Source organism: Pontibacter sp. JAM-7, assembly GCF_048548695.2.
Taxonomy (GTDB): Bacteria; Pseudomonadota; Gammaproteobacteria; order Pseudomonadales; family Balneatricaceae; genus Neptuniibacter.
Map to the genome: position 1 here is coordinate 232073 of NZ_JBLYIF020000001.1, position 18658 is coordinate 250730.

General features: G+C 52.2%; 18 protein-coding genes. 11 read left to right on the forward strand and 7 right to left on the reverse strand.

Annotated elements, in window-relative coordinates:
- Positions 1 to 3: 3 nt before the first annotated feature.
- Genes ACFVYJ_RS01030 through ACFVYJ_RS01040 form a run of 3 tightly spaced genes read left to right on the forward strand, consistent with a single transcriptional unit; the run spans position 4 to position 2765 of the window.
- Positions 4 to 936 carry an ABC transporter substrate-binding protein gene (locus ACFVYJ_RS01030; protein WP_419414322.1) on the forward strand — a complete coding sequence of 311 codons (933 nt, stop codon included), beginning with the start codon at positions 4 to 6 and terminating at the stop codon, positions 934 to 936.
- Complete coding sequence (locus ACFVYJ_RS01035; protein ID WP_419414323.1) at positions 933 to 1958, forward strand: FecCD family ABC transporter permease; 1026 nt, start codon at positions 933 to 935, stop codon at positions 1956 to 1958. The genes ACFVYJ_RS01030 and ACFVYJ_RS01035 overlap by 4 nt, the downstream gene beginning before the upstream one ends.
- A 3-nt stretch (positions 1959 to 1961) precedes the next feature.
- Positions 1962 to 2765, forward strand: a complete 804-nt coding sequence (locus ACFVYJ_RS01040) for an ABC transporter ATP-binding protein (RefSeq protein ID WP_419414324.1) — start codon at positions 1962 to 1964, stop codon at positions 2763 to 2765.
- Here the strand turns inward: ACFVYJ_RS01040 and ACFVYJ_RS01045 are convergent.
- The 3 genes from ACFVYJ_RS01045 to ACFVYJ_RS01055 form a co-directional block, all read right to left on the reverse strand.
- Positions 2747 to 3511, reverse strand: coding sequence for an energy transducer TonB (locus ACFVYJ_RS01045; RefSeq protein ID WP_419414325.1), 765 nt, complete (start codon positions 3509 to 3511; stop codon positions 2747 to 2749). The genes ACFVYJ_RS01040 and ACFVYJ_RS01045 overlap by 19 nt on opposite strands.
- Before the next feature lie 14 nt (positions 3512 to 3525).
- Positions 3526 to 4560: a dihydroorotase gene (pyrC, locus tag ACFVYJ_RS01050; protein WP_419414326.1), complete on the reverse strand. Its 1035-nt coding sequence runs from the start codon at positions 4558 to 4560 to the stop codon at positions 3526 to 3528.
- A gap of 83 nt (positions 4561 to 4643) precedes the next feature.
- Positions 4644 to 4985, reverse strand: a complete 342-nt coding sequence (locus ACFVYJ_RS01055) for a hypothetical protein (RefSeq protein WP_419414327.1) — start codon at positions 4983 to 4985, stop codon at positions 4644 to 4646.
- A gap of 106 nt (positions 4986 to 5091) precedes the next feature.
- Between ACFVYJ_RS01055 and ACFVYJ_RS01060 the strand changes: the two genes are divergently transcribed.
- The 8 genes from ACFVYJ_RS01060 (at position 5092) to ACFVYJ_RS01095 (ending at position 13808) form a co-directional block, all read left to right on the forward strand.
- Entirely contained in the window at positions 5092 to 6036 is a 945-nt protein-coding gene (locus ACFVYJ_RS01060; RefSeq protein ID WP_419414328.1) for an ABC transporter substrate-binding protein, read from the forward strand.
- A 21-nt stretch (positions 6037 to 6057) separates the two neighbouring features.
- A complete protein-coding gene (locus tag ACFVYJ_RS01065; RefSeq protein WP_419414329.1) occupies positions 6058 to 8883 on the forward strand; it encodes an EAL domain-containing protein in 2826 nt (941 codons plus the stop codon).
- An 85-nt stretch (positions 8884 to 8968) separates the two neighbouring features.
- On the forward strand, positions 8969 to 10927 hold the full coding sequence (gene dnaX, locus ACFVYJ_RS01070) for a DNA polymerase III subunit gamma/tau (RefSeq protein WP_419414330.1): 1959 nt from the start codon (positions 8969 to 8971) through the stop codon (positions 10925 to 10927).
- Between the two features lie 10 nt (positions 10928 to 10937).
- Positions 10938 to 11264 carry a YbaB/EbfC family nucleoid-associated protein gene (locus ACFVYJ_RS01075; RefSeq protein ID WP_419414331.1) on the forward strand — a complete coding sequence of 109 codons (327 nt, stop codon included), beginning with the start codon at positions 10938 to 10940 and terminating at the stop codon, positions 11262 to 11264.
- Positions 11265 to 11267: 3 nt separating this feature from the next.
- Positions 11268 to 11867, forward strand: coding sequence for a recombination mediator RecR (gene recR / locus ACFVYJ_RS01080; RefSeq protein ID WP_419414332.1), 600 nt, complete (start codon positions 11268 to 11270; stop codon positions 11865 to 11867).
- A gap of 7 nt (positions 11868 to 11874) precedes the next feature.
- Complete coding sequence (gene rnd, locus ACFVYJ_RS01085) at positions 11875 to 13071, forward strand: ribonuclease D (RefSeq protein WP_419414333.1); 1197 nt, start codon at positions 11875 to 11877, stop codon at positions 13069 to 13071.
- Positions 13072 to 13362 (forward strand): YcgL domain-containing protein, encoded by a 291-nt coding sequence (locus tag ACFVYJ_RS01090; RefSeq protein ID WP_419414334.1) that lies wholly within the window; start codon positions 13072 to 13074, stop codon positions 13360 to 13362.
- 2 nt (positions 13363 to 13364) lie between these two features.
- Complete coding sequence (locus ACFVYJ_RS01095; RefSeq protein ID WP_419414335.1) at positions 13365 to 13808, forward strand: YcgN family cysteine cluster protein; 444 nt, start codon at positions 13365 to 13367, stop codon at positions 13806 to 13808.
- Positions 13809 to 13835: 27 nt separating this feature from the next.
- Here ACFVYJ_RS01095 and amt read toward each other — a convergent pair whose 3' ends face one another.
- The 4 genes from amt to ACFVYJ_RS01115 form a co-directional block, all read right to left on the reverse strand.
- The gene (gene amt, locus ACFVYJ_RS01100) at positions 13836 to 16925 is read right to left on the reverse strand and encodes an ammonium transporter (RefSeq protein ID WP_419414336.1); all 3090 of its coding nucleotides are present in this window, start codon (positions 16923 to 16925) and stop codon (positions 13836 to 13838) included.
- Positions 16926 to 17303: 378 nt separating this feature from the next.
- Positions 17304 to 17486, reverse strand: coding sequence for a hypothetical protein (locus ACFVYJ_RS01105; RefSeq protein ID WP_419414337.1), 183 nt, complete (start codon positions 17484 to 17486; stop codon positions 17304 to 17306).
- Positions 17487 to 17615: 129 nt separating this feature from the next.
- Complete coding sequence (locus tag ACFVYJ_RS01110; RefSeq protein WP_419414338.1) at positions 17616 to 17861, reverse strand: VF530 family protein; 246 nt, start codon at positions 17859 to 17861, stop codon at positions 17616 to 17618.
- Between the two features lie 492 nt (positions 17862 to 18353).
- Positions 18354 to 18602 (reverse strand): RNA recognition motif domain-containing protein, encoded by a 249-nt coding sequence (locus ACFVYJ_RS01115; RefSeq protein ID WP_419414339.1) that lies wholly within the window; start codon positions 18600 to 18602, stop codon positions 18354 to 18356.
- Positions 18603 to 18658 lie beyond the last annotated feature (56 nt).

An 18658-nucleotide genomic window follows, 5' to 3' on the forward strand; every position in this document is an offset into this window, starting at 1 on the left:
GTCATGACACGTGTTGGGCTGGTCCTGTTGCTGGTACTGACTGTGCCGGTACAGGCAGGGCTACGCCCCGGGCTGTTCAGTGATGGCCTGCTGCAATCCAGTCAGTTGCTGGGCGAGCAATTTCCCAAACAGCTGCTGGATCCGTTGGGTGGCAGTCATGTTTTGCCCGCACCACCCTCCCGTATTGTCTCGGCCACGCTGGCCAGTGATGAAATGCTGGCTGCCCTCGGCGCGACCCAGCGGGTTGTCGGGGTCACCCATCTGGTTGATAACCCTCGGTTATCCAATGTGCCTGATGTCTATCCCGCCAGTGTGGCGCGAGTGAGTGGTGATATTGAATCGATTCTGGCGCTGCAGCCTGATCTGGTGATTGTCGCCAGCTATACCCGGGTTGAAACCGTGCGCTTGTTGTTGGGGGCGGGCATTCCGGTGCTGCGTTTACAGGCACCGCTGTCTTTGGCCGATCTGGAGCGCAACCTGACGCTGTTAGCGCACCTGACCGGCCATACTGAGACGCTGGCTGCGTTGGTGGCGGGCTGGCAGACTGTTGTCCCGGTCAATTCGTCCCAGCCACGTGTGCTCTATTATGACCTTTCTGGCAGTTCAGTGGGGCCGGGTGATCTGACGCATGAGTTAATTGAACGGGCTGGCGGCTACAATGTGTTGCGGGATACCGGGTTGCAAGGTGTGCAGCGCCTCTCTGCCGAGCAGGCTATCAGCCTGCAGCCTGACGTTATCTTGTTGAGCGGCTGGGATATTCAAGCTAAGGCAGATCAACAGATGTACACGAACCCCGCCTGGCAGAACGTACCGGCAATAAAGCAGCGCCGGGTGTGTGTGCTGCAAGGTGCATGGCGCTCCTCAGCATCGCATTTTCGCTGGCAGGGGTTTGCCCAGATTCAGCAATGCTTGATGGATAGGGAGGAACAGCCTTGAGGCATAAGCAAGCTGGCATCGTGGCGCTGTTCATTGCGTTGCTGGTGGCACTGGCCTTATTGAACCTGTTGCAGGGTCCTGCCGAGATCGGTGTTATCGCGGGCCTGCAGTTGATGGCGATGCAGCTGGGCTGGTTATCGCCGGAGACGCTGCCTGCCTGGCAGTTGGATATCATGCAGCATGTGCGTGAACCCCGGGTGCTGGTGGCGATGTTGAGTGGTACCTGTTTTGCGCTCAGCGGCGCGGTAATGCAGGGGTTGTTCCGCAATCCACTGGCTTCACCTTCAATTCTTGGCGTGTCTTCCGGTGCGTCGCTGGGCGCGGTGATTGCCCTGTATCTGGGACTGGCATCGGTGTCAGTGTGGGCACTGCCCTTGCTGGCTGGACTGGGTGCCGCCGGTACGCTGTTGCTGGTATATCGTATCGCCTTGCTGGCCGGTCATACGGTGATGAGTACCCTGCTGCTGGCGGGTATTGCGGTGGGGGCCATGAATGGTGCCGCCGCCGCTTTTGTGCTGGCGCTGTCTCTGGAGCAGTGGGAGGTTGGTCGGATGATAGTCTACTGGACCATGGGTGGGCTTGAGGCGCGAACTTGGGACCATGTATTGCTGATCCTGCCGGTTGTTTTGTTGTTGCCGCTGGTATTCGCCCAGGCGCGGCGATTGGATATGTTGATGCTGGGTGAGGTGCATGCCGCTTCGGCGGGGCTGGATGTGGCACGGACCCGGCTGCTGTTGCTGGTGCTTACAGCCGTGATGATTGCCCTGGCTGTTTCGGTCAGCGGCGGCATCGGTTTTATTGGCCTGGTGGTGCCCCATGTGGTGCGGCTGCTCATTGGCACCAACCATCGCTGGTTATTGCCAGTTTCTGCGTTGGGTGGCGCGGTATTTTTGCTGCTGGCAGATTTGATCAGTCGCCAGCTGTTCAATGATGGCAGTGTACCCGTGGGTGTGATAACTGCGGCCTTTGGTGCCCCGTTCTTTCTGTTCTTGCTGGTACGTCGGCGTTGGAGTCTGGGGTAAACAATGGCTTTTCTACGGTGTGAACAGCTCAGTTATCAGTATGCAGATCAAACCGTACTGCAGCCGACTACGCTGGAATTTAAAGCCGGACAGTGTGTTGGCCTGATCGGCGCTAATGGCGCGGGAAAATCGACACTGTTGCAACTGCTGATGGGCCTGAAACCGCCTCATGCAGGGCGGGTGCAATTGCAGGATGAGGATATCGCCCGTTGCTCTCGCGAGACTATCGGGCGGGCATTGTCTTATGTGCCACAGTACAGTCCGGATGATGTTGGTCTGAGTGTAACGGATGTGGTGGCTATGGGCCGTTATGTACATCAACCGCGCTGGCTGGGTGTTAATCCGGCAGATCAGGCAGTCATATCCCTGGCATTACAGCAGACCGACCTGACTGCCTTGGCAGCGCGCCCCTTGCATGCACTGTCTGGGGGGGAACGGCAGCGGGTGTTTATTGCCCGGGCACTGGCGCAGCAGGCGGCTATGCTGTTGCTGGATGAACCCACCGCCAGTCTGGACCTGAATCACCAGTTGGAAGTGATGCAGTTGCTATCTGAGTTTGTAACCCGTGGTGGTGGCGTTGTGATTGCCTTGCACGATCTGAACCTGGCAGCGCGTTTTTGTCAGCGTTTGGTATTGCTGAGTGCAGGCCAGGTGGTGGCAGACGGTTCCCCGGCAGAGGTCCTGACACCGGATAATCTGGCCAGTTATTTTCAAGTGCATGCCGAGGTAACGGTGGAGGCCTCGACGGGCGGGTTACGCATCAATCCGCTAGCACCGGTGGCAGAGGACTACTCCAGCCGGAACTGAAATTTGAACAACTGCTGCTCGGTGATTCGGCCGACAGCATGGGTTTGAAACCGTTCGAGATAGATAAACCTGATTACCGCTTGGTCCAGCAGTTTGTGATGACTTGATTGTACCAATTCATGCCGTGTTACCTTGCCGTGCTGATTTAGCCAAAGCTTGACTCTGACCTCGCCCTCTTGCTGTCGACGGACGGCCAGGGGTGGGTAATTGGGAGTGCGGCCTGATACAACCGTCAGCGCAGGGGGAGTACTTACCTCAGAAGTCACTTTGTCGCTGGGCGGTTTGGCGGGTGACAGAGTGCTTGCTGTGGTGTTGGTCTGACCACTGGCAAACACCGGCTCCGGTGGTTGGGTCGTCTGGCTGCGTTTGGGTGTCGCGGGTGGCGCTGTTCTGGGCGCAGGCGTTGGTTTGGTTATTGCGGGAGAGGGCTGCAAATCCGGCTCATGCTGGTTTGGCTGGGTGTTAGCAGGCTTGTGTTTTGCAATTTCCTCGGTAATAGCGGAGGTATCGGCTGGGCTGTCAGGTAGTTCAGCCGCCTTGGTTTCAGGTATGACAGAGTCAGTCGGTTGAGCCGCTGTAATTTGTACCGTGACGGCTCCGCCACCCTGTTGTGGATCGCTATAATCCCGAATGCTGACCCACTGTAGCAAGGCGGCGTGAGCTAGCCCTGCCAGTAGCAGGGCAAGTATCAGGGGTAATCGCCGCGCCAGCCATGAAGGTTTTGCGGCTGCAGTTGGATTAGGCATTACCGCGGCCGGAATCAGTCCTGCACAACACGCCAGTGAATCGTTTCACCCGCCCGGATTGGGACTAGTTGGCTATCGCCCAGGGGATAAGTGGCTGGTACCGTCCAGGGGGCACGTTCCAGAGTGATCTGGTCACTGTTGCGGGGCAGGCCATAAAAATCAGGGCCGTTGAAACTGGCGAAAGCTTCCAGTTTGTCCAGCGCATTCATCTGCTCGAAGACTTCCGCATACAGCTCTATGGCGGCATGAGCGGTATAGGAACCGGCACAACCGCAGGCCGCTTCTTTGGCATGTTGCAGATGTGGTGCGGAATCAGTGCCCAGGAAAAAACGCTTGCTGCCGGAGGTGGCGGCACGTAACAGGGCCTGCTGATGGGTATTACGCTTCAGGATCGGCAGGCAGTAATAGTGCGGACGAATACCGCCCGCCAACATATGGTTACGGTTATAGAGCAGGTGATGAGCGGTGATGGTGGCTGCCAGATTTTCATTGCCTGCTGCAACAAACTCAGCAGCGTCCTGAGTAGTGATATGTTCCAGTACTACTTTCAGTTCCGGGAAATCTTTTAGCAGCGGCGCCAGTGTGCGCTCGATAAAGATTTTTTCACGGTCAAAAATATCGATTTCGGCATCGGTTACTTCACCGTGGATCAGTAACGGCATACCTTCTGCCTGCATCATTTCCAGTACGGGATAGATGTTTTTTACTGAGGTGACACCAGAATCTGAATTGGTTGTTGCGCCGGCAGGGTACAGTTTTGCGGCATAGATATGGCCACTTTGACGCGCCTCACGAATGATTTCGGGTGCAGTATTATCAGTCAGGTACAACACCATCAGGGGCTTAAAACCCTCCCGATGCGATTGCTGCAGGATACGATCCCGATAAGCCAGCGCCATCTCAGTATCGGTGACCGGGGGCACTAGATTGGGCATGACAATGACTCGCCCCATATAGCGGCTGGCATCAGGTACAGTGTGTTGTAGGGAGGCGCCATCACGCAGGTGAATGTGCCAATCGTCGGGTCGGGTAATAGTCAGTGTGGTCATAACGCTATACAGGAAGCAGGAAGTGAACGGGCAGCCCGATTAGCGTCGGGCAATAGCGCGCCAGTATAGCGTTTTTTGACAGATTATTCTTCAATCCAGACTTTGCGTACTGGCTCGCCAAAGTCATCGTAAAGGGTTTTCTGTTTTACGCTGCGGCGAGTCTGAGAGCCGCGTGATGATGAGGGCTTGCGGGACTTGCTGCGACGAGAGTCAATAGCCGCAAGCAGCTCGGGCACTGGGGTGCGCTCTGTCGCCGCTGTTTTCGGACGCTCGATGTAACCTCTGCCCAGGGGGTAGCGACCATCGACCAGGCCGGTTTCACCCATTTGTACTTTCTGAATTTGTCCGCCTTTTTTCAGAAATGCCTCGACCTCGGACTGCAGCCGGGATCTGATTTCTGCTTTACTGGGACGACGTTCGAACATGTTTGTACGATATCCTTGAAGTGCTGAGGGTATTAGACAATACCTCTGGACTTCATGCTTAAATGACTAGACTCTCTATTGTGGCTGGAAACGGGAGAAAGTAAAGGTGTCAAACAGAAACCTGATATTTGTTCTGTTCTTAATCATTGTGGGCTGCGGGCTTGGAGAGTCAGAAACTGACGCGGTGTTGCAGGTAGGCACTAACCAATGGCCGGGCTATGAGCCTTTGTATCTTGCCGACAGTAAAGGCTTTTACGGTGAACAATCGGTGCGTGTAGTGTTGCTGCCCTCGGCCAGTGAAGTCATGCGGGCATTGCGCAATGAGGTGATTGATGTCGCGGGTCTGACTCTGGATGAAGCCTTGCAATTAGCCTCGTCTGGCGTGGCTTTGAAGCTGTTTATGGTTACAGATATATCGGCGGGTGCCGATGTTATACTGGCCCATCCCGAGATTGAAAATATACAAAGCCTGGCGGGCAAACGGGTAGGGGTTGAGACAACTGCCTTGGGAGCTTATGTATTAAGCAGGGCCTTGCAACTAGCCGGTGTTGATTCGGATAAGGTACATTTGGTGGACCTGCAAGTTGATCAACATGAGGAGGCGTTTACCGCCGGTCGGGTTGATGCAGTGGTCACCTTTGAGCCGGTGCGTACAAAACTGCTGACCCACGGGGCACAAATACTCTTCGACAGTCGCCAGATCCCGGAAGAGGTTGTCGATGTGCTGGTGGTGCGAGAGTCAGCCATAGAGCAACATGAAGCGTCGCTCAAGTTGCTGGTGGATGGTTGGTTTAAAGCGCGCTCACTGCTTGAGGAGCAAAACGCCAACGCCATGTTGCTGGCAGCTAAGCATCAGGGGTTGACGGTGTATGAACTGCGCGGGGCGATGGCTGGACTTGAATTGCCAAACCGTAGCAGAGTGCGTTATTTGCTTGCAGAGAAGGCGCTGGTGGATAAAGCGGCTCCGGTGCAGCACTGGATGCGCCAGCAAGGTCTACTGAGGGGGGAAGCGGTAGACTTGGAAAGTTTATTGCTTCCCGGGTACCTTTAACGGATTACATAAGGTTGTACAGTGCGGGTTTCTCTGCGTTTTACCATCCCGGCCATTATCTTATTGAGTGCTTTGCTCATACTGCTGATTGCGCTGTTTGCCATCAAGCCGATTGTTGAGAACAATAATCTCGACGAACTTCATTCCGACGCCCGGCATACCATTAACCGCTTGCAGGGCACGCTTGAATACCTGCTGCAAAAAGGCGACCTGGAAGGGGTGCGCCGTGAGGTGTTGCTCAGTGCCAGCAGTAATAAAGTCAAGCACCTGATTCTGTTTGATCACCGCAATCAGGTGATGATGTCTTCGAATCCAGGTTACGAGAACAGTAGTTTCTTTGAAGTGCAGCCTTACTTGCATATGAGCCTTGATCTACTGGCCAAAGCCAGAGAAAGCCGAGGTTATGTATCCGAAATTAACCCTGTTGAAAACTCGCTCTACGCTGCCATCCCAATTCAGCAGTATGTGCGTCAGGGAACGGGTATTCGACCCGATACCCTGGGGGTGATCCTGTTGGAGCTGGATCAAAGCAGCATTGCGGTGCGCAGCTGGAAAGAGCTGAAGTACCTGTTCTATGCCTTGCTGGTGGCATTGATTGTCCTTTCAGTCGTGCTGGCCTGGACCTTAAATGCCGTGGTCACACGGCGCGCCAAAAAACTGGTTAAACAGTCCCTCGCCTATTCTAAAGGGCAGTTCGACATGACTGGCGAGTGGCGCGGCTGGGATGAACTGGGCATGCTGGGGCGCAGTCTGAATCAGATGGCGGGTCAGATACAGCAATACCATTCTGAGTTAAAAACCAATGCTAATCTGCTTGAAGAGCTGCTGTATAACTCACCCTCAATGATTATGCTGCGAGACCAGGAAGGCAGATTCATCCGCGCTAACCCGGCATACCTGCAGTTTTACGGTATTGCCGATGAGGCAACCTTGCTGAGCAAGCGTCTGCCTGATCTGTTTCATGCAGACGAACTGCATGATCTGGAGCAACAAGATCAGCGGGTACTGGCTACTGGCAAGCCAATCTATGGTCAATTTGCCGTGAAACGGCAGGGCAGGCGTTATCAGTTCCTGTGTAGTCGTTTTGCCCTGGAAAATGAGCAGGGCGAACGGTATGCGGTGTGCAGTATCGATACCGATATCTCTGATCAGTATGAAAAAGAGGAAGAGTTGCGCCTGTCGCGTTACATCTTTGACACCACCAATGAAGGCATCATGGTGACAGATGCCAATCATGTGATTACCGATGTTAACGCTGCATTTCAGCGGGTAACAGGTTATTCACTGGATGAGGTGAAAGGGCATAAGCCAAGTATTCTGAACTCCGGCAAGCAGACCTCCGGGTTTTACGTGGATATGTGGCAGCAGATTGATACGCTTGGCAGTTGGGCGGGTGAAATCTGGAATCGTAAGAAAAACGGAGACATCTACCCAGAGTGGCTGACTATTAAGAGTATTGTCGGGGGCAATGGAAAAATATCCGGCTATTTTGGTGTGTTTACCGATATCTCTGAACACAAAAAGACCCAGGATTCACTGAAAAGCCTGGCGTATTATGACCCGTTGACTGAGCTCGCTAACCGTACCTTATGCCAGGAGCGCCTGGTGCACGATATGCGATTGGCAGATCGGCATAATGAGTCCCTGGCCTTGGTGTTTATCGATCTGGATTTTTTCAAGCATATCAATGATTCCATGGGCCATGAATGTGGTGACCAGCTGCTCTCAGAGACGGCGCGGCGTATTGAGAGTCAGGTGCGGCAATCAGATACTGTAGTGCGCTGGGGTGGTGACGAATTTATTCTGATTTTGCCGGGTATTCACGAAGTTAACATGGCGCAGATCATCGCCGACAAAGTGCGTGCGCAGTTGAAATTACCTTTCTACCTGAAAAATACCGAAACCTTTATCGGTGCCAGTATTGGTATTGCCATTTATCCCCATGACGGCAGCGATGCGACCACGCTGATACAGCATGCCGATGCGGCGATGTATAGCGCTAAGAAGAAAGGCCGCGACCAGATCTGCTTCTTCGATATGGAGATGAATCAGAAAAATCTGGAGCAAATTAAGCTGAAAAGCGATTTGCGCTATGCGTTGGATAACAACCAGCTCGAAGTCTATTATCAGCCCAAGGTTGCTATCACCACTGGCGAGATTGTCGGTATGGAGGCGTTGCTGCGTTGGCAGGGCGAGGCAGGCCAGTTTATCTCGCCTGCCGAGTTTATTCCGGTGGCGGAAGCTAGCGGGTTGATCCTGCCGATCGGTGAATGGGTATTCTCTACTGTGGCTGAGCAGGTGCACCTTTGGAATGAAGCCGGGCTCATGGAGGGTCGCCGTGTCTCAGTTAACTTGTCTCCCAAGCAGTTGGTTGATCCGAACCTGGTTGAACGACTGCAGGCGACTGTCAGCAGGCATTCAGGTTTGGATAACGCGCTGAGTATCGAAATTACAGAAACTGCGGTTATCGAAAACCTGGCAGTGGCGTTGCCAATTTTGCAGCAGTTACGGGGTATAGGCCTCGAACTTGAGCTGGATGATTTTGGTAGTGGTTACTCATCGCTTAACTACCTGCGTCGCCTGCCGGTAGACGTATTAAAAGTGGATAAGTCGTTTACCTTTGAGTTGAACCAGAAACACACCGATATCGCCATCATGGATGCAATTATCAGCATGGCCCATACCCTGGGCATGACAGTGGTTGCCGAAGGCGTCGAATCTAAAGAGCAGCTTGCCAGTCTGGCAGGGTTGGGCTGTGATACTGCCCAGGGCTATTTGTTTGCACCAGCGGTGACCGCTGAAAAGATGCAGCGGCTGCTCTCAGGCAGCGGTTTCAACGTCGATTGACAGCGGCACAGGTTTAGCTGGAATCGCTACGCCGCAACCGGTAGCATAACTGCTTCTCAGTCTTGTACGGATGACAGCCCCAGCAATGAGTTATCAGGTTCTGGCGCGTAAGTGGCGCCCCTCCCGTTTTCAGGAGATGGTTGGCCAGGAGCATGTGCTTAAAGCACTGGTGAATGCTCTGGATGACAATCGCCTACATCATGCTTATCTGTTCACCGGCACCCGTGGTGTAGGTAAAACCTCTATTGCCCGGCTGTTTGCCAAGTCACTGAATTGCGAAACCGGGATCTCTTCACAGCCCTGTGGTGCATGCTCTGCTTGTCGTGAAATTGCTGAAGGACGGTTTGTTGACCTGATAGAAGTGGATGCTGCATCCCGCACCAAGGTGGAGGATACCCGTGAGCTGCTGGAAAATGTGCAGTACGCACCGACCCACGGCCGCTTTAAAGTGTACCTCATAGACGAAGTGCACATGCTATCGACACACTCCTTTAATGCCTTACTGAAAACTCTGGAAGAACCGCCACCGCATGTGAAATTTCTGCTGGCAACGACGGACCCACAGAAATTACCAGTCACCATTCTTTCGCGCTGTTTACAGTTCAACCTGAAAAATCTGGTACCCGAGCGTATTGTTGGTCATCTGACCCATGTGTTGACTGAGGAGCAGATTAGCTTTGAAGAGCTGGCGTTGTGGATGTTGGCCCGGGCGGCTGATGGTTCCATGCGTGATGCCTTGAGTTTGACAGATCAGGCCATTGCGTTTGGTGCAGGTCAGGTGATTGAGGCCGATGTACGCGCCATGCTGGGGACTATCGATCAGCACCTGGTGTTCCGCATTATTGAAGCGCTGGCATCTGGTGATGCTGCTGCCCTGCTGCAGACGGTGGCAGAGGTGTCTGAGTATTCACCGGACTTCAGTGCGTTGTTGGGCGACCTATTAACTGTTCTGCACCGGCTGGCGATTTGCCAGACCTTGCCTGAGGGCATCGATAATAGTCTTGGTGATGAGCAGCGGGTTCGTTCATTGGCGGCGATGCTGACAGCGGAAGATGTACAACTCTATTACCAGATCGGCCTGAATGGTCGTCGCGATTTGCCTTATGTGCCGGATGCGCGGGAAGGCTTAGAGATGGTGCTGTTGCGAATGTTGGCGTTCAGACCAGCGGATGCGGTTCCAAGGCCGACCAGTCTTAAGCAGCACGCAGACCCATCTGTAACCCCAGCAGCTCCGGCAGCGGCTCAGCCTGTTGCTCCTACCACTGCTGCCGATGTGCCTCCAGCAGCCCCGGATGTGTCGGCAGAGGAGCCTGCCCCGGTAAAAAAGCCCCAAGCTGAACCACCGGTGGCGGATGATCCGCCACCCTGGGATACTGAACCTTCTGTAGATTATGAGGACTACCAGCCGGCAGAGATGCCTGCTGCTAGCGATGTGAGTTCGGCGCAGTCGCATAATCAGCCCGCGGAAACTGCTGTTGCCCAGCCACATCCCGTTGCGCCATCAGTCGCGCGGCAGCCTGTTGCTGAGGCAATCGTTACGCCGCAGAATACCCCGCCAGCACTGGTTGAACCGGAGAGTTTCGAACCTGTGCCTGCACCCACCGATGTCATATCGGCCGCAGCTGATGGGGCGCCGATGACACTTGCCGGGTTGACTACCAGCAGTTGGGTATTATTGCACCCGCAACTGAAGCTGACGGGTATGACAGAAAGTCTGGCTGGTCACCTCAGTCTGGAGCAGGCCAGCAACACAGAACTGGTATTCCACTACACCCCGAATCAGGCGGCAATGCTCAATGAAACACAGCAGCAACGCATCATTTCTCACCTGCACGATTATTTCGGTGAGCCAGTTAGGGTAGAATTCATACAGGCAGCACAGCAACAGGAAACTCCGGCCCAGCATCAGCAGCGTCTGCGAGAAGCAAGACAACTGCAGGCATTGAATGCTCTGCGTGAGGATCCTGTCGTGCAACGTATTCAGCAGGTGTTTGATGCGCAGATCAATCTGGCATCGGTAACACCGATTGACCCCGTTAAATGAGGTAAATTTTATGATGAAAGGTGGCATGGGCAACCTGATGAAACAAGCGCAGCAGATGCAGGAAAACCTGCAGAAAGCGCAGGAGCAGATTGACAGTACCGAGCTGACCGGTGAGTCAGGTGCGGGTCTGGTCAAAGTGGTGATGAATGGCCGACACGATGTGCGTTCTATCAACATTGATGACAGCCTGATGGAAGAAGATAAAGAGATACTGGAAGACCTGATTGCGGCTGCGGTGAATGACGCAGTGCGTAAGGTTGAGTCCTACTCGCAGGAAAAAATGTCTGAAATTACCGGCGGTATGGGTTTGCCACCGGGTTTCAACATGCCGTTTTAATCCATGTCGTTCAGTCCGTTACTGGAACAACTGATCACAGCATTTCGCTGCTTGCCCGGTGTTGGCCCCAAAACGGCCCAACGTATGGCGTTTCACCTACTGGAACGTGATCACGATGGTGCGCTAAACCTGTCCCGGGTGCTGGAGCAGTCGGTCAACGATATTGGCCATTGCCAGCAGTGTCGTACTCTGACGGAACAACCCTTGTGCGATATCTGCTCATCTACCAGCAGGGATACATCACTGCTGTGTGTGCTTGAGTCGCCCGTCGATATGCTGGCGATTGAACAGACCGGTGGTTTTGGTGGACACTATTTTGTTTTGTCTGGTCACTTGTCGCCTATTGATGGTATCGGTCCGGAAGATCTGGGTATTGATCTGTTGCTGGAAAGGCTGCAGAAGGGGGAGGTTAAAGAACTTATCCTCGCCACCAACCCGACAGTCGAGGGTGAAGCAACCGCCCATTTTATTGCCATGCAGGTTAAAGAGCTGGGTATTCAGGTATCCCGTATTGCTCACGGTGTGCCCGTAGGCGGTGAACTAGAATTTGTCGACGGCGGAACCCTGGCGCATGCGCTGGCGGGACGCCGCACACTGCTGTGAGAGTCCAATGAGCAATTTCACTCCCTACCAATGGCAACAGCTGGAAGCGGCGGCAGATACGCCGATCTGGATCGATACAGTTGCCGACCTTGAAACCTATTGTGCCCACTGGCAGACCCTGCCGTTAATTGCCTTGGACACTGAGTTTCAGCGCGTGGAGACCTTTTATCCAATCCCAGGCCTGATTCAGCTGGCGGATGACAAAGCCTGCTATCTGATCGACCCATTGGCAATTGACGATTTCTCGGCCTTAAAAGCGCTGTTTGAAAATACCGATGTGATCAAAGTGATGCATGCCGCCACTGAAGATCTGGAACTGTTTTTAAACAGCCTGAACTGCTTGCCCGCGCCATTACATGACACCCAGGTCGCAGCCGCGTTTCTCGGTTGGGGAGCCTCAATGGGGCTGCAGCGTATGCTGGAGCAGGTGTTGCAAGTCACCGTAGCCAAGGGCGAGACCACGTCTAACTGGTTGCAGCGGCCGTTGACGGAGTCTCAGGAGCATTATGCGGCACTGGATGTGGCCTATCTGCCTGCGCTCTATGCACTGCAGGTAGAACAGCTGGAACAGAAGGGTATGACCGACTGGATTGCCCAGGAGTGTCTGGCATTGTTGCACGGCGCATTGGATGTTGACCCTGAGGGGTTGGTCTATTACCAGCGTTTCAGTCAGGTGTGGAATTATCCCGAGCATAAAATTGCTGCTTTGCGTGACCTGACCGCTTGGCGTGAACAGACCGCCCGTCGCCGGGATGTGCCCCGTAATCGTATTCTGAGTAACCAGGCACTGATCCGTATTATTGAGACCTGGCCTCGTTCGGTAGCTGACCTGGCCCAGCTGGATGATGTGAAAAAACGGGTATTGCGCAACGACGGCGCTATAATACTCAGCCTGTTAAAGAACGGTGTGCGCAGTGCGCAGGAAGAAGTGCCGGCACCGGTTGATCGCCCTTTGCATTATTTCTGGAATAAACCCCTGAAAAAACTCAAAGCAGTGATCAGGAAGGTAGCTGAAAGCTATGACGTGCCGCCGGAGCTGCTGTTACGCCGTAAAGAGCTTGAAGCACTGGTGCGCTCGGGTATTGAGCAGGGTAATTACCGTCTACCGGATAGTGTCAGCCCGTGGCGTAAACAACTGGTAGAAACCCCACTGCTGGCTGAGCTGGCAGAGATTGAGCAACAAAGAACACAAGAGGCGAATTAAATGCTGAAGATCTGTTCGGTCTTTATCAGCCCGCGTAAAGATGAAATGTATCTGTATGTGGACAAACACGATCAACTGAAACGTGTACCAGAAGCCCTGCTGGAGATGTTTGGCCAGCCCAAGCATGTGATGGATATTCCGGTAACGGCAAAACGTAAGCTAGCTCGGGTGGAAACTGAGAAGCTGCTGGCTGAGCTGGAGTCAAAGGGCTATTACCTGCAGATGCCACCACCAAAAGACGATTATATGCTAGACCTGCATCAGGACCGCCCTGAAACCGGAGTCCGTTAACCGTGGCGCAGGAAGTCTTCTGGCGAAGCAAATCATTACAGCAGATGAGCTCTGATGAGTGGGAGTCGCTGTGTGATGGCTGTGCCCTGTGTTGCTTGCACAAGGTAGAGGACGAAGATACCCAGGAAGTGTTTTACACTACGGTGGTCTGTCATCTGCTGGATTTTGAAACCTGCCGTTGTACGCGTTATGAAGAGCGTTGCAGTCTGGTTCCTGACTGCGTAAAGCTTACCCCCAAAGATGTCGACGAGTTCCACTGGCTGCCGCCAAGCTGTGCTTATCGGCTGGTGCATGAAGGCAAAGACCTGCCCGAGTGGCATCCGCTGGTCAGTGGTGATCCGCAAAGTGCGGTGGATGCAGGCGTGTCGGTGCTGAATATCTATGAAGTGCGTGATGACCAGATCAGTGAAGAAGATTTGGTAGATTATGTGATCGAGGAAGGTTAATTCTCGGTTAGCGCTTTTGGTATTACCTCACTCTGGGGCCAGCGTTTCCGCGTCTATAGCCGTTGTCTCATCCATAGTTTTGCACCTGAGCAGTTCCGCTACGCTTTCTGCTGCAAGGGGCTTATAAAAGTAATAGCCTTGGAATATTTCGCAGCCCATCGCTAACAAAGTCTGTAGTTGTGCTTTGGTTTCTACGCCCTCTGCTACTGTTTCGAGGTTAAGGCTTTTGGCCAGATTCAGGATAGTGGCGCAGATCTCACCATCTTCCTCTTTGGTAGCGCACTCCTCGACGAAAGACTGATCGATTTTTAAAATATCCAACGGCAGTCGTTTCAGGTAGTTAAGCGATGAATATCCGGTGCCAAAGTCATCAATGGAAATATTGATATTAAGTTGCTTCAGCTGCTGCATAACCTCGATACAGCGTTCAATATCCTGAATTAAAACGCCCTCGGTGATCTCAATTTCGAGCAGGTTGCCAGGAATTGCGTAGAGGCTTAATTGCTGTTTGATAAAAGGTATCAGCTCCTCCGAAATTAAGTGTCTACCGGATATATTCACCGATACCGGAACCACAGATAAATTCTGTTCACGCCATTTGGCCAGCTGTTTAAGTGTACTGGTGATGACTTTTTCGCCGATATGGATAATTAGGTTGCTCTGTTCGGCAATGGGGATGAATTCGGCTGGTGAGATCAGTCCTTTTTCCGGGTGGTTCCAGCGTATCAAGGCTTCCATGGCAATAAGCTGGTCATGGGATCGAAAGACTTTTGGTTGGTATACAAGATAGAACTGATCCAGCAGCAGGGCTTTTTTAATCATCCTCTCGTAGGTGGCCGATTTGGTGGCATGTTCCGCCATATAGGGCTGGAAGATCTGGTAGGTATCTCTGCCGCTCATCTTAGCGGCATACATAGCAATATCGGCTTCCTGAATTAGGCTGTCGGCATCGACCATGCCACAGCTGGAAACAGAGATGCCAATACTGGTGGGGATGCTATAGGACTTACTGGAGATCTCAGCAGGGCTACGCATCACGGCAAGGATTTTCTCAGCTCTGGATTGCAGTACCTCCTCCGTAAGCTGGCCGCTAAGCAGCATGATAAATTCATCGCCACCCCAGCGCGCAATGAGATCTTCCTCACGTGAAATATCGGTTAGCCGTTTTGCCACTTCACACAGTAATTGATCGCCAGCCTTGTGACCCAGAGTGTCATTGATCTTTTTGAATTGATCCAGGTCGAGGAAGAACAGCGCCACGGTTTGACCGTCAGTTTTGGCGAGTTGAATAGCCTCAGACAGCTTCTTCAGCAAATGGGTACGGTTAGACAGGCTGGTCAGCGGGTCTTTGTAGGCAAGGAATGTGAGGCGCGATTGTAGTTTTTGCTCCTTCGTGACGTCCCGGATATGCAGTGTAAATTCGGTCTGTGAATCTTCGCTCAAATGGCTGCTGGTGATAGTGACTTCAGCCGGGAATAGGTGACCAGAGATCCTTTGCAGGGTAATGCTGTTGCGTCGGTTAAGTACCAGACCGCTGGCAGAACTAAACAGGTGCTGCAGGCTGTGCTCTACTTCTTCCCGGTCCTCTTCAAGGATAAAATACTGGATAAAGTGTTTGCCCAGTACTTGCTTTTTCATGCAGCCAAGGGTTCTTTCAGCGGCGTGGTTGAATTCGATTACCTGCCCGGTACTGTCAATCGAAATGATGCAATCCATCGAAGAGTCGAGTATTGCGCTTTTGCGTTTTTCACTTGCTTTAAAGCGTCCGATCGCGTTGTCGCGCTTCATCATCTCCTGATTGATGCGGCTTATTACCTGGTTGTACTTGTGAGCGATCTGGCCCACTTCAGTGAAGGGTTCCTCGGTGACTGGTGTAGTAAAACTGCCTTGGTGTTGTTGGTGCTCCATATCGTTCAGTAGATCAATCAGCTCGGTTGAAGCGCGGTGTTCACTGATATTGAGCCCTTGCTTTTCAGCCGCCGCAGAGACGCGGAGTGGAATAATGTTGTTTGCTGCTTTAAAGAGCAGATAGCTTAGCGAGAAACTGTAAGCGCCTATGGTAGCAATGCCTAATATCTGAACTCCCAATTGCTCAATGTGATCGAGACCGGTGCCTAATAGCTCCGGTTTGGCGAACAATGCCACTGCCAAAGTTCCCCAGATGCCGGCAAAAAGATGGGCAGGGACAACGGCAAGTGCATCGTCGATCTGCCTGGCTTCGATCCACAGTGTTCCGTAGTAGACTATGGCGCCGGCAACCAGGCCGATGATGCAAGAGGCGAGGGGGGTTACTGCATGACAGCTGGCAGTAATGCCAACTAATCCTGCGATAATACCATTGAGAATATAGCCAACATCTATATAGCGTTTACTCGCGTAGTGCAGGGAGGAGGCCATAATGCCGCCCCAGGTAGCAGAAATGCAGGTGTTGAGTAATATGCCCGGCACCTGATCATTTAAGCTCAGCATGCTGCCACCATTAAAGCCAAACCAACCTAACCAGATCAACAGCGTGCCCAGAGCCGCCAGAGGCAGGTTACTGCCTGAAGGAAACGTCTTATTTGCAGCGTAGCGTTGTAACCTTGGCCCGATAATCAACACTGAGGCCAGGGCAACCCAACCACCTACTGAGTGCACGACAGTGGAGCCAGCGAAATCGACAAAGCCACGTGCTTCAAGCCAGCCTTGATTATTCTCATTGTAGAGACCTGCCCAAGCCCAGTGACCCGTGATGGGATAGATAAATAGATTGAGTATGGCGGTCACATACATATAACCAAGGAAGGTCATACGCTCTGCGACTGCACCAGAAGTGAGCGTGGCGGCGGTACCGCAGAACATCATTTGAAACAAAAAGAAGCAGTATTGGAAAGCGTTGTTGTTGTCGCCAAAGAGGAAGTTATCGACGCCAAATAGCCCCGATTGACTGGTGCCAAACATCAGGCCAAAGCCAAATAACCAGAACAGTGCGGTGGAGAGAATAAAGTCTGAAATATTCTTGGCGGCGACATTAATGCTGTTCTTGCTGCGGGTTCTGCCGCTTTCAAGGCATAAGAAGCCCGCCTGCATCATGAATACCAGCAGAGCGGATACAATGAGCCATAAGTTGTTCAGCATGCGTAAGCCCCTATGCTGCTACCCAAAAGCCGTAGCTGCTGCCAGACTATAAAGATTTTCTAGAGTAGCGCGACGCTATAATACTGTGCAAAAAATATACCGATTAATTCAGTTTTTAGCTTTTGAACAAAAAAACCGCTATCCGAATCCGGACAGCGGTTTTATTAATGCTCAATAAACCTGAAGGTTATTGCTGGTTGCTCACCTGCGGTTTGATCAGATCACTGAGGGTGGTCGGACCTGCAACTTTAACTGCTTGGTTACCTAAAGCAGAGATGGCAGCCTGTTCATTGTCTAGCCAGACAGGCTAAAAGCCAACGAATGTAGTGTTTATCTGCCCGGTGCCGCAGTGGTTTGTCAGGTGCGCTTACTGACTCCCTACTTATGATCGGGGCGATGTGGCTTGTTGGTGATTTTTTTGGCGTCACTTATCGCGGTTTTTTCCGCTCTCTTTTTCTTCTTCCGCTCGTTTTTCTCAGTGACGATCTTGATTGCCTCATCTTTGTTTAAACTAGGGTGTTTAGCGAGTAGCTCTGCGACCCTTTCATCAAACTTGGTCATTGTTGAACCTCATGCTTTGCAAGTGCAAATATAACGGGAATTTTGTGGTTGCCGAACTGGAGAGGCGCCTAACAATACGTGCGATGCCTGGTGGGTTTTGCAATACTGGCAATTATAACCGCACTTAACCTATTTGGACTGCCCCCATGGGGATGTTTTTTCAAATGTAGATACGTACAGGTCCTCAACCTTATCCCTGGCCCATTGCGTCTTGCGCAGAAACTTGAGTGAAGATTTGATAGACGGATCGCTCTTAAAACAATTGATATTCACGCGCTGAGCTAACCCATCCCAGCCGTAGTGTTCTTGCAGTTTCGTGACAACCTTTTCCAGGGTCATACCATGCAATGGATTGTTCGGTTGCTTTTCACTCATGCTACAAATGTACCTCTATTAGGCGCGTGATTCGCTGGGGATACACGTCGTTAAAACCGCTCGCCCGAACCGCAGCTTTGTCTGCCCAGTCACCAAGTGGCAATGGCGCAGCAACGTGTTATGCATCATCCCTTAGTCCCCCATATTTTTGACACAGCACCATTTGAACCCAGCGTGCCGACAACTACAGCAACGATGCCCATACTCGCAAATATGATGACAGGTATCAGTGATCCCAAATCACCGGTTGAATAGGTCGCCACAACGGACACACACGATAGGAAGATAAACAGTACGCCTAGAATATTTAAAGCAACTCTGTGTGACTTCTTGTAGTTCGCTGGAACGTCTTTGGTTTCGAACAACTTCAGTATTGGCCAAAAAAATTTCGTGAGTATAGTTTTCATAATCTCTATTCTTTGAGAGCCTGCCGCTCTTTAATATAGGCTCGTATATAACGCCTCAAGCAGAGGCGGCAGCTTCCTTGATGTGTTATGCCTTTTTGTCTTCAGCCTTTTTTACCCGCACTTTGTTGCCCCCAACAAGCTTATTGTTTAGGTTTTTCATGGCGGCCTTTGCCTCTCCGGTCTTTGGCATTTCAACAAATCCAAAGCCTTTAGAAATACCGCTTGAAGGGTCGATTACCAATTTACACGATTGAACATTGCCAAACTGCTGAAACAGCTGGGTCAATTCATCTTCTGTAGTTGTGCGGTCTAGATTTCTCACTAATAATTTCATATCTACTCTAAGAGCTAGAAGCTCAGTTGTAATAATTTGAAGAATGCATAACGCCC

What these genes read in the sequence shown, in the direction of transcription:
- ACFVYJ_RS01030 (WP_419414322.1), top strand. Translation starts at nt 4, where the DNA reads ATGACACGTGTTGGGCTGGTCCTGTTGCTGGTACTGACTGTGCCGGTA.
- ACFVYJ_RS01040 (WP_419414324.1), top strand. Translation starts at nt 1,962, where the DNA reads ATGGCTTTTCTACGGTGTGAACAGCTCAGTTATCAGTATGCAGATCAA.
- ACFVYJ_RS01045 (WP_419414325.1), bottom strand. Translation starts at nt 3,511, where the DNA reads ATGCCTAATCCAACTGCAGCCGCAAAACCTTCATGGCTGGCGCGGCGA.
- pyrC (WP_419414326.1), bottom strand. Translation starts at nt 4,560, where the DNA reads ATGACCACACTGACTATTACCCGACCCGACGATTGGCACATTCACCTG.
- ACFVYJ_RS01055 (WP_419414327.1), bottom strand. Translation starts at nt 4,985, where the DNA reads ATGTTCGAACGTCGTCCCAGTAAAGCAGAAATCAGATCCCGGCTGCAG.
- dnaX (WP_419414330.1), top strand. Translation starts at nt 8,969, where the DNA reads ATGAGTTATCAGGTTCTGGCGCGTAAGTGGCGCCCCTCCCGTTTTCAG.
- ACFVYJ_RS01075 (WP_419414331.1), top strand. Translation starts at nt 10,938, where the DNA reads ATGATGAAAGGTGGCATGGGCAACCTGATGAAACAAGCGCAGCAGATG.
- recR (WP_419414332.1), top strand. Translation starts at nt 11,268, where the DNA reads ATGTCGTTCAGTCCGTTACTGGAACAACTGATCACAGCATTTCGCTGC.
- rnd (WP_419414333.1), top strand. Translation starts at nt 11,875, where the DNA reads ATGAGCAATTTCACTCCCTACCAATGGCAACAGCTGGAAGCGGCGGCA.
- ACFVYJ_RS01090 (WP_419414334.1), top strand. Translation starts at nt 13,072, where the DNA reads ATGCTGAAGATCTGTTCGGTCTTTATCAGCCCGCGTAAAGATGAAATG.
- amt (WP_419414336.1), bottom strand. Translation starts at nt 16,925, where the DNA reads ATGCTGAACAACTTATGGCTCATTGTATCCGCTCTGCTGGTATTCATG.
- ACFVYJ_RS01105 (WP_419414337.1), bottom strand. Translation starts at nt 17,486, where the DNA reads ATGACCAAGTTTGATGAAAGGGTCGCAGAGCTACTCGCTAAACACCCT.
- ACFVYJ_RS01110 (WP_419414338.1), bottom strand. Translation starts at nt 17,861, where the DNA reads ATGAGTGAAAAGCAACCGAACAATCCATTGCATGGTATGACCCTGGAA.
- ACFVYJ_RS01115 (WP_419414339.1), bottom strand. Translation starts at nt 18,602, where the DNA reads ATGAAATTATTAGTGAGAAATCTAGACCGCACAACTACAGAAGATGAA.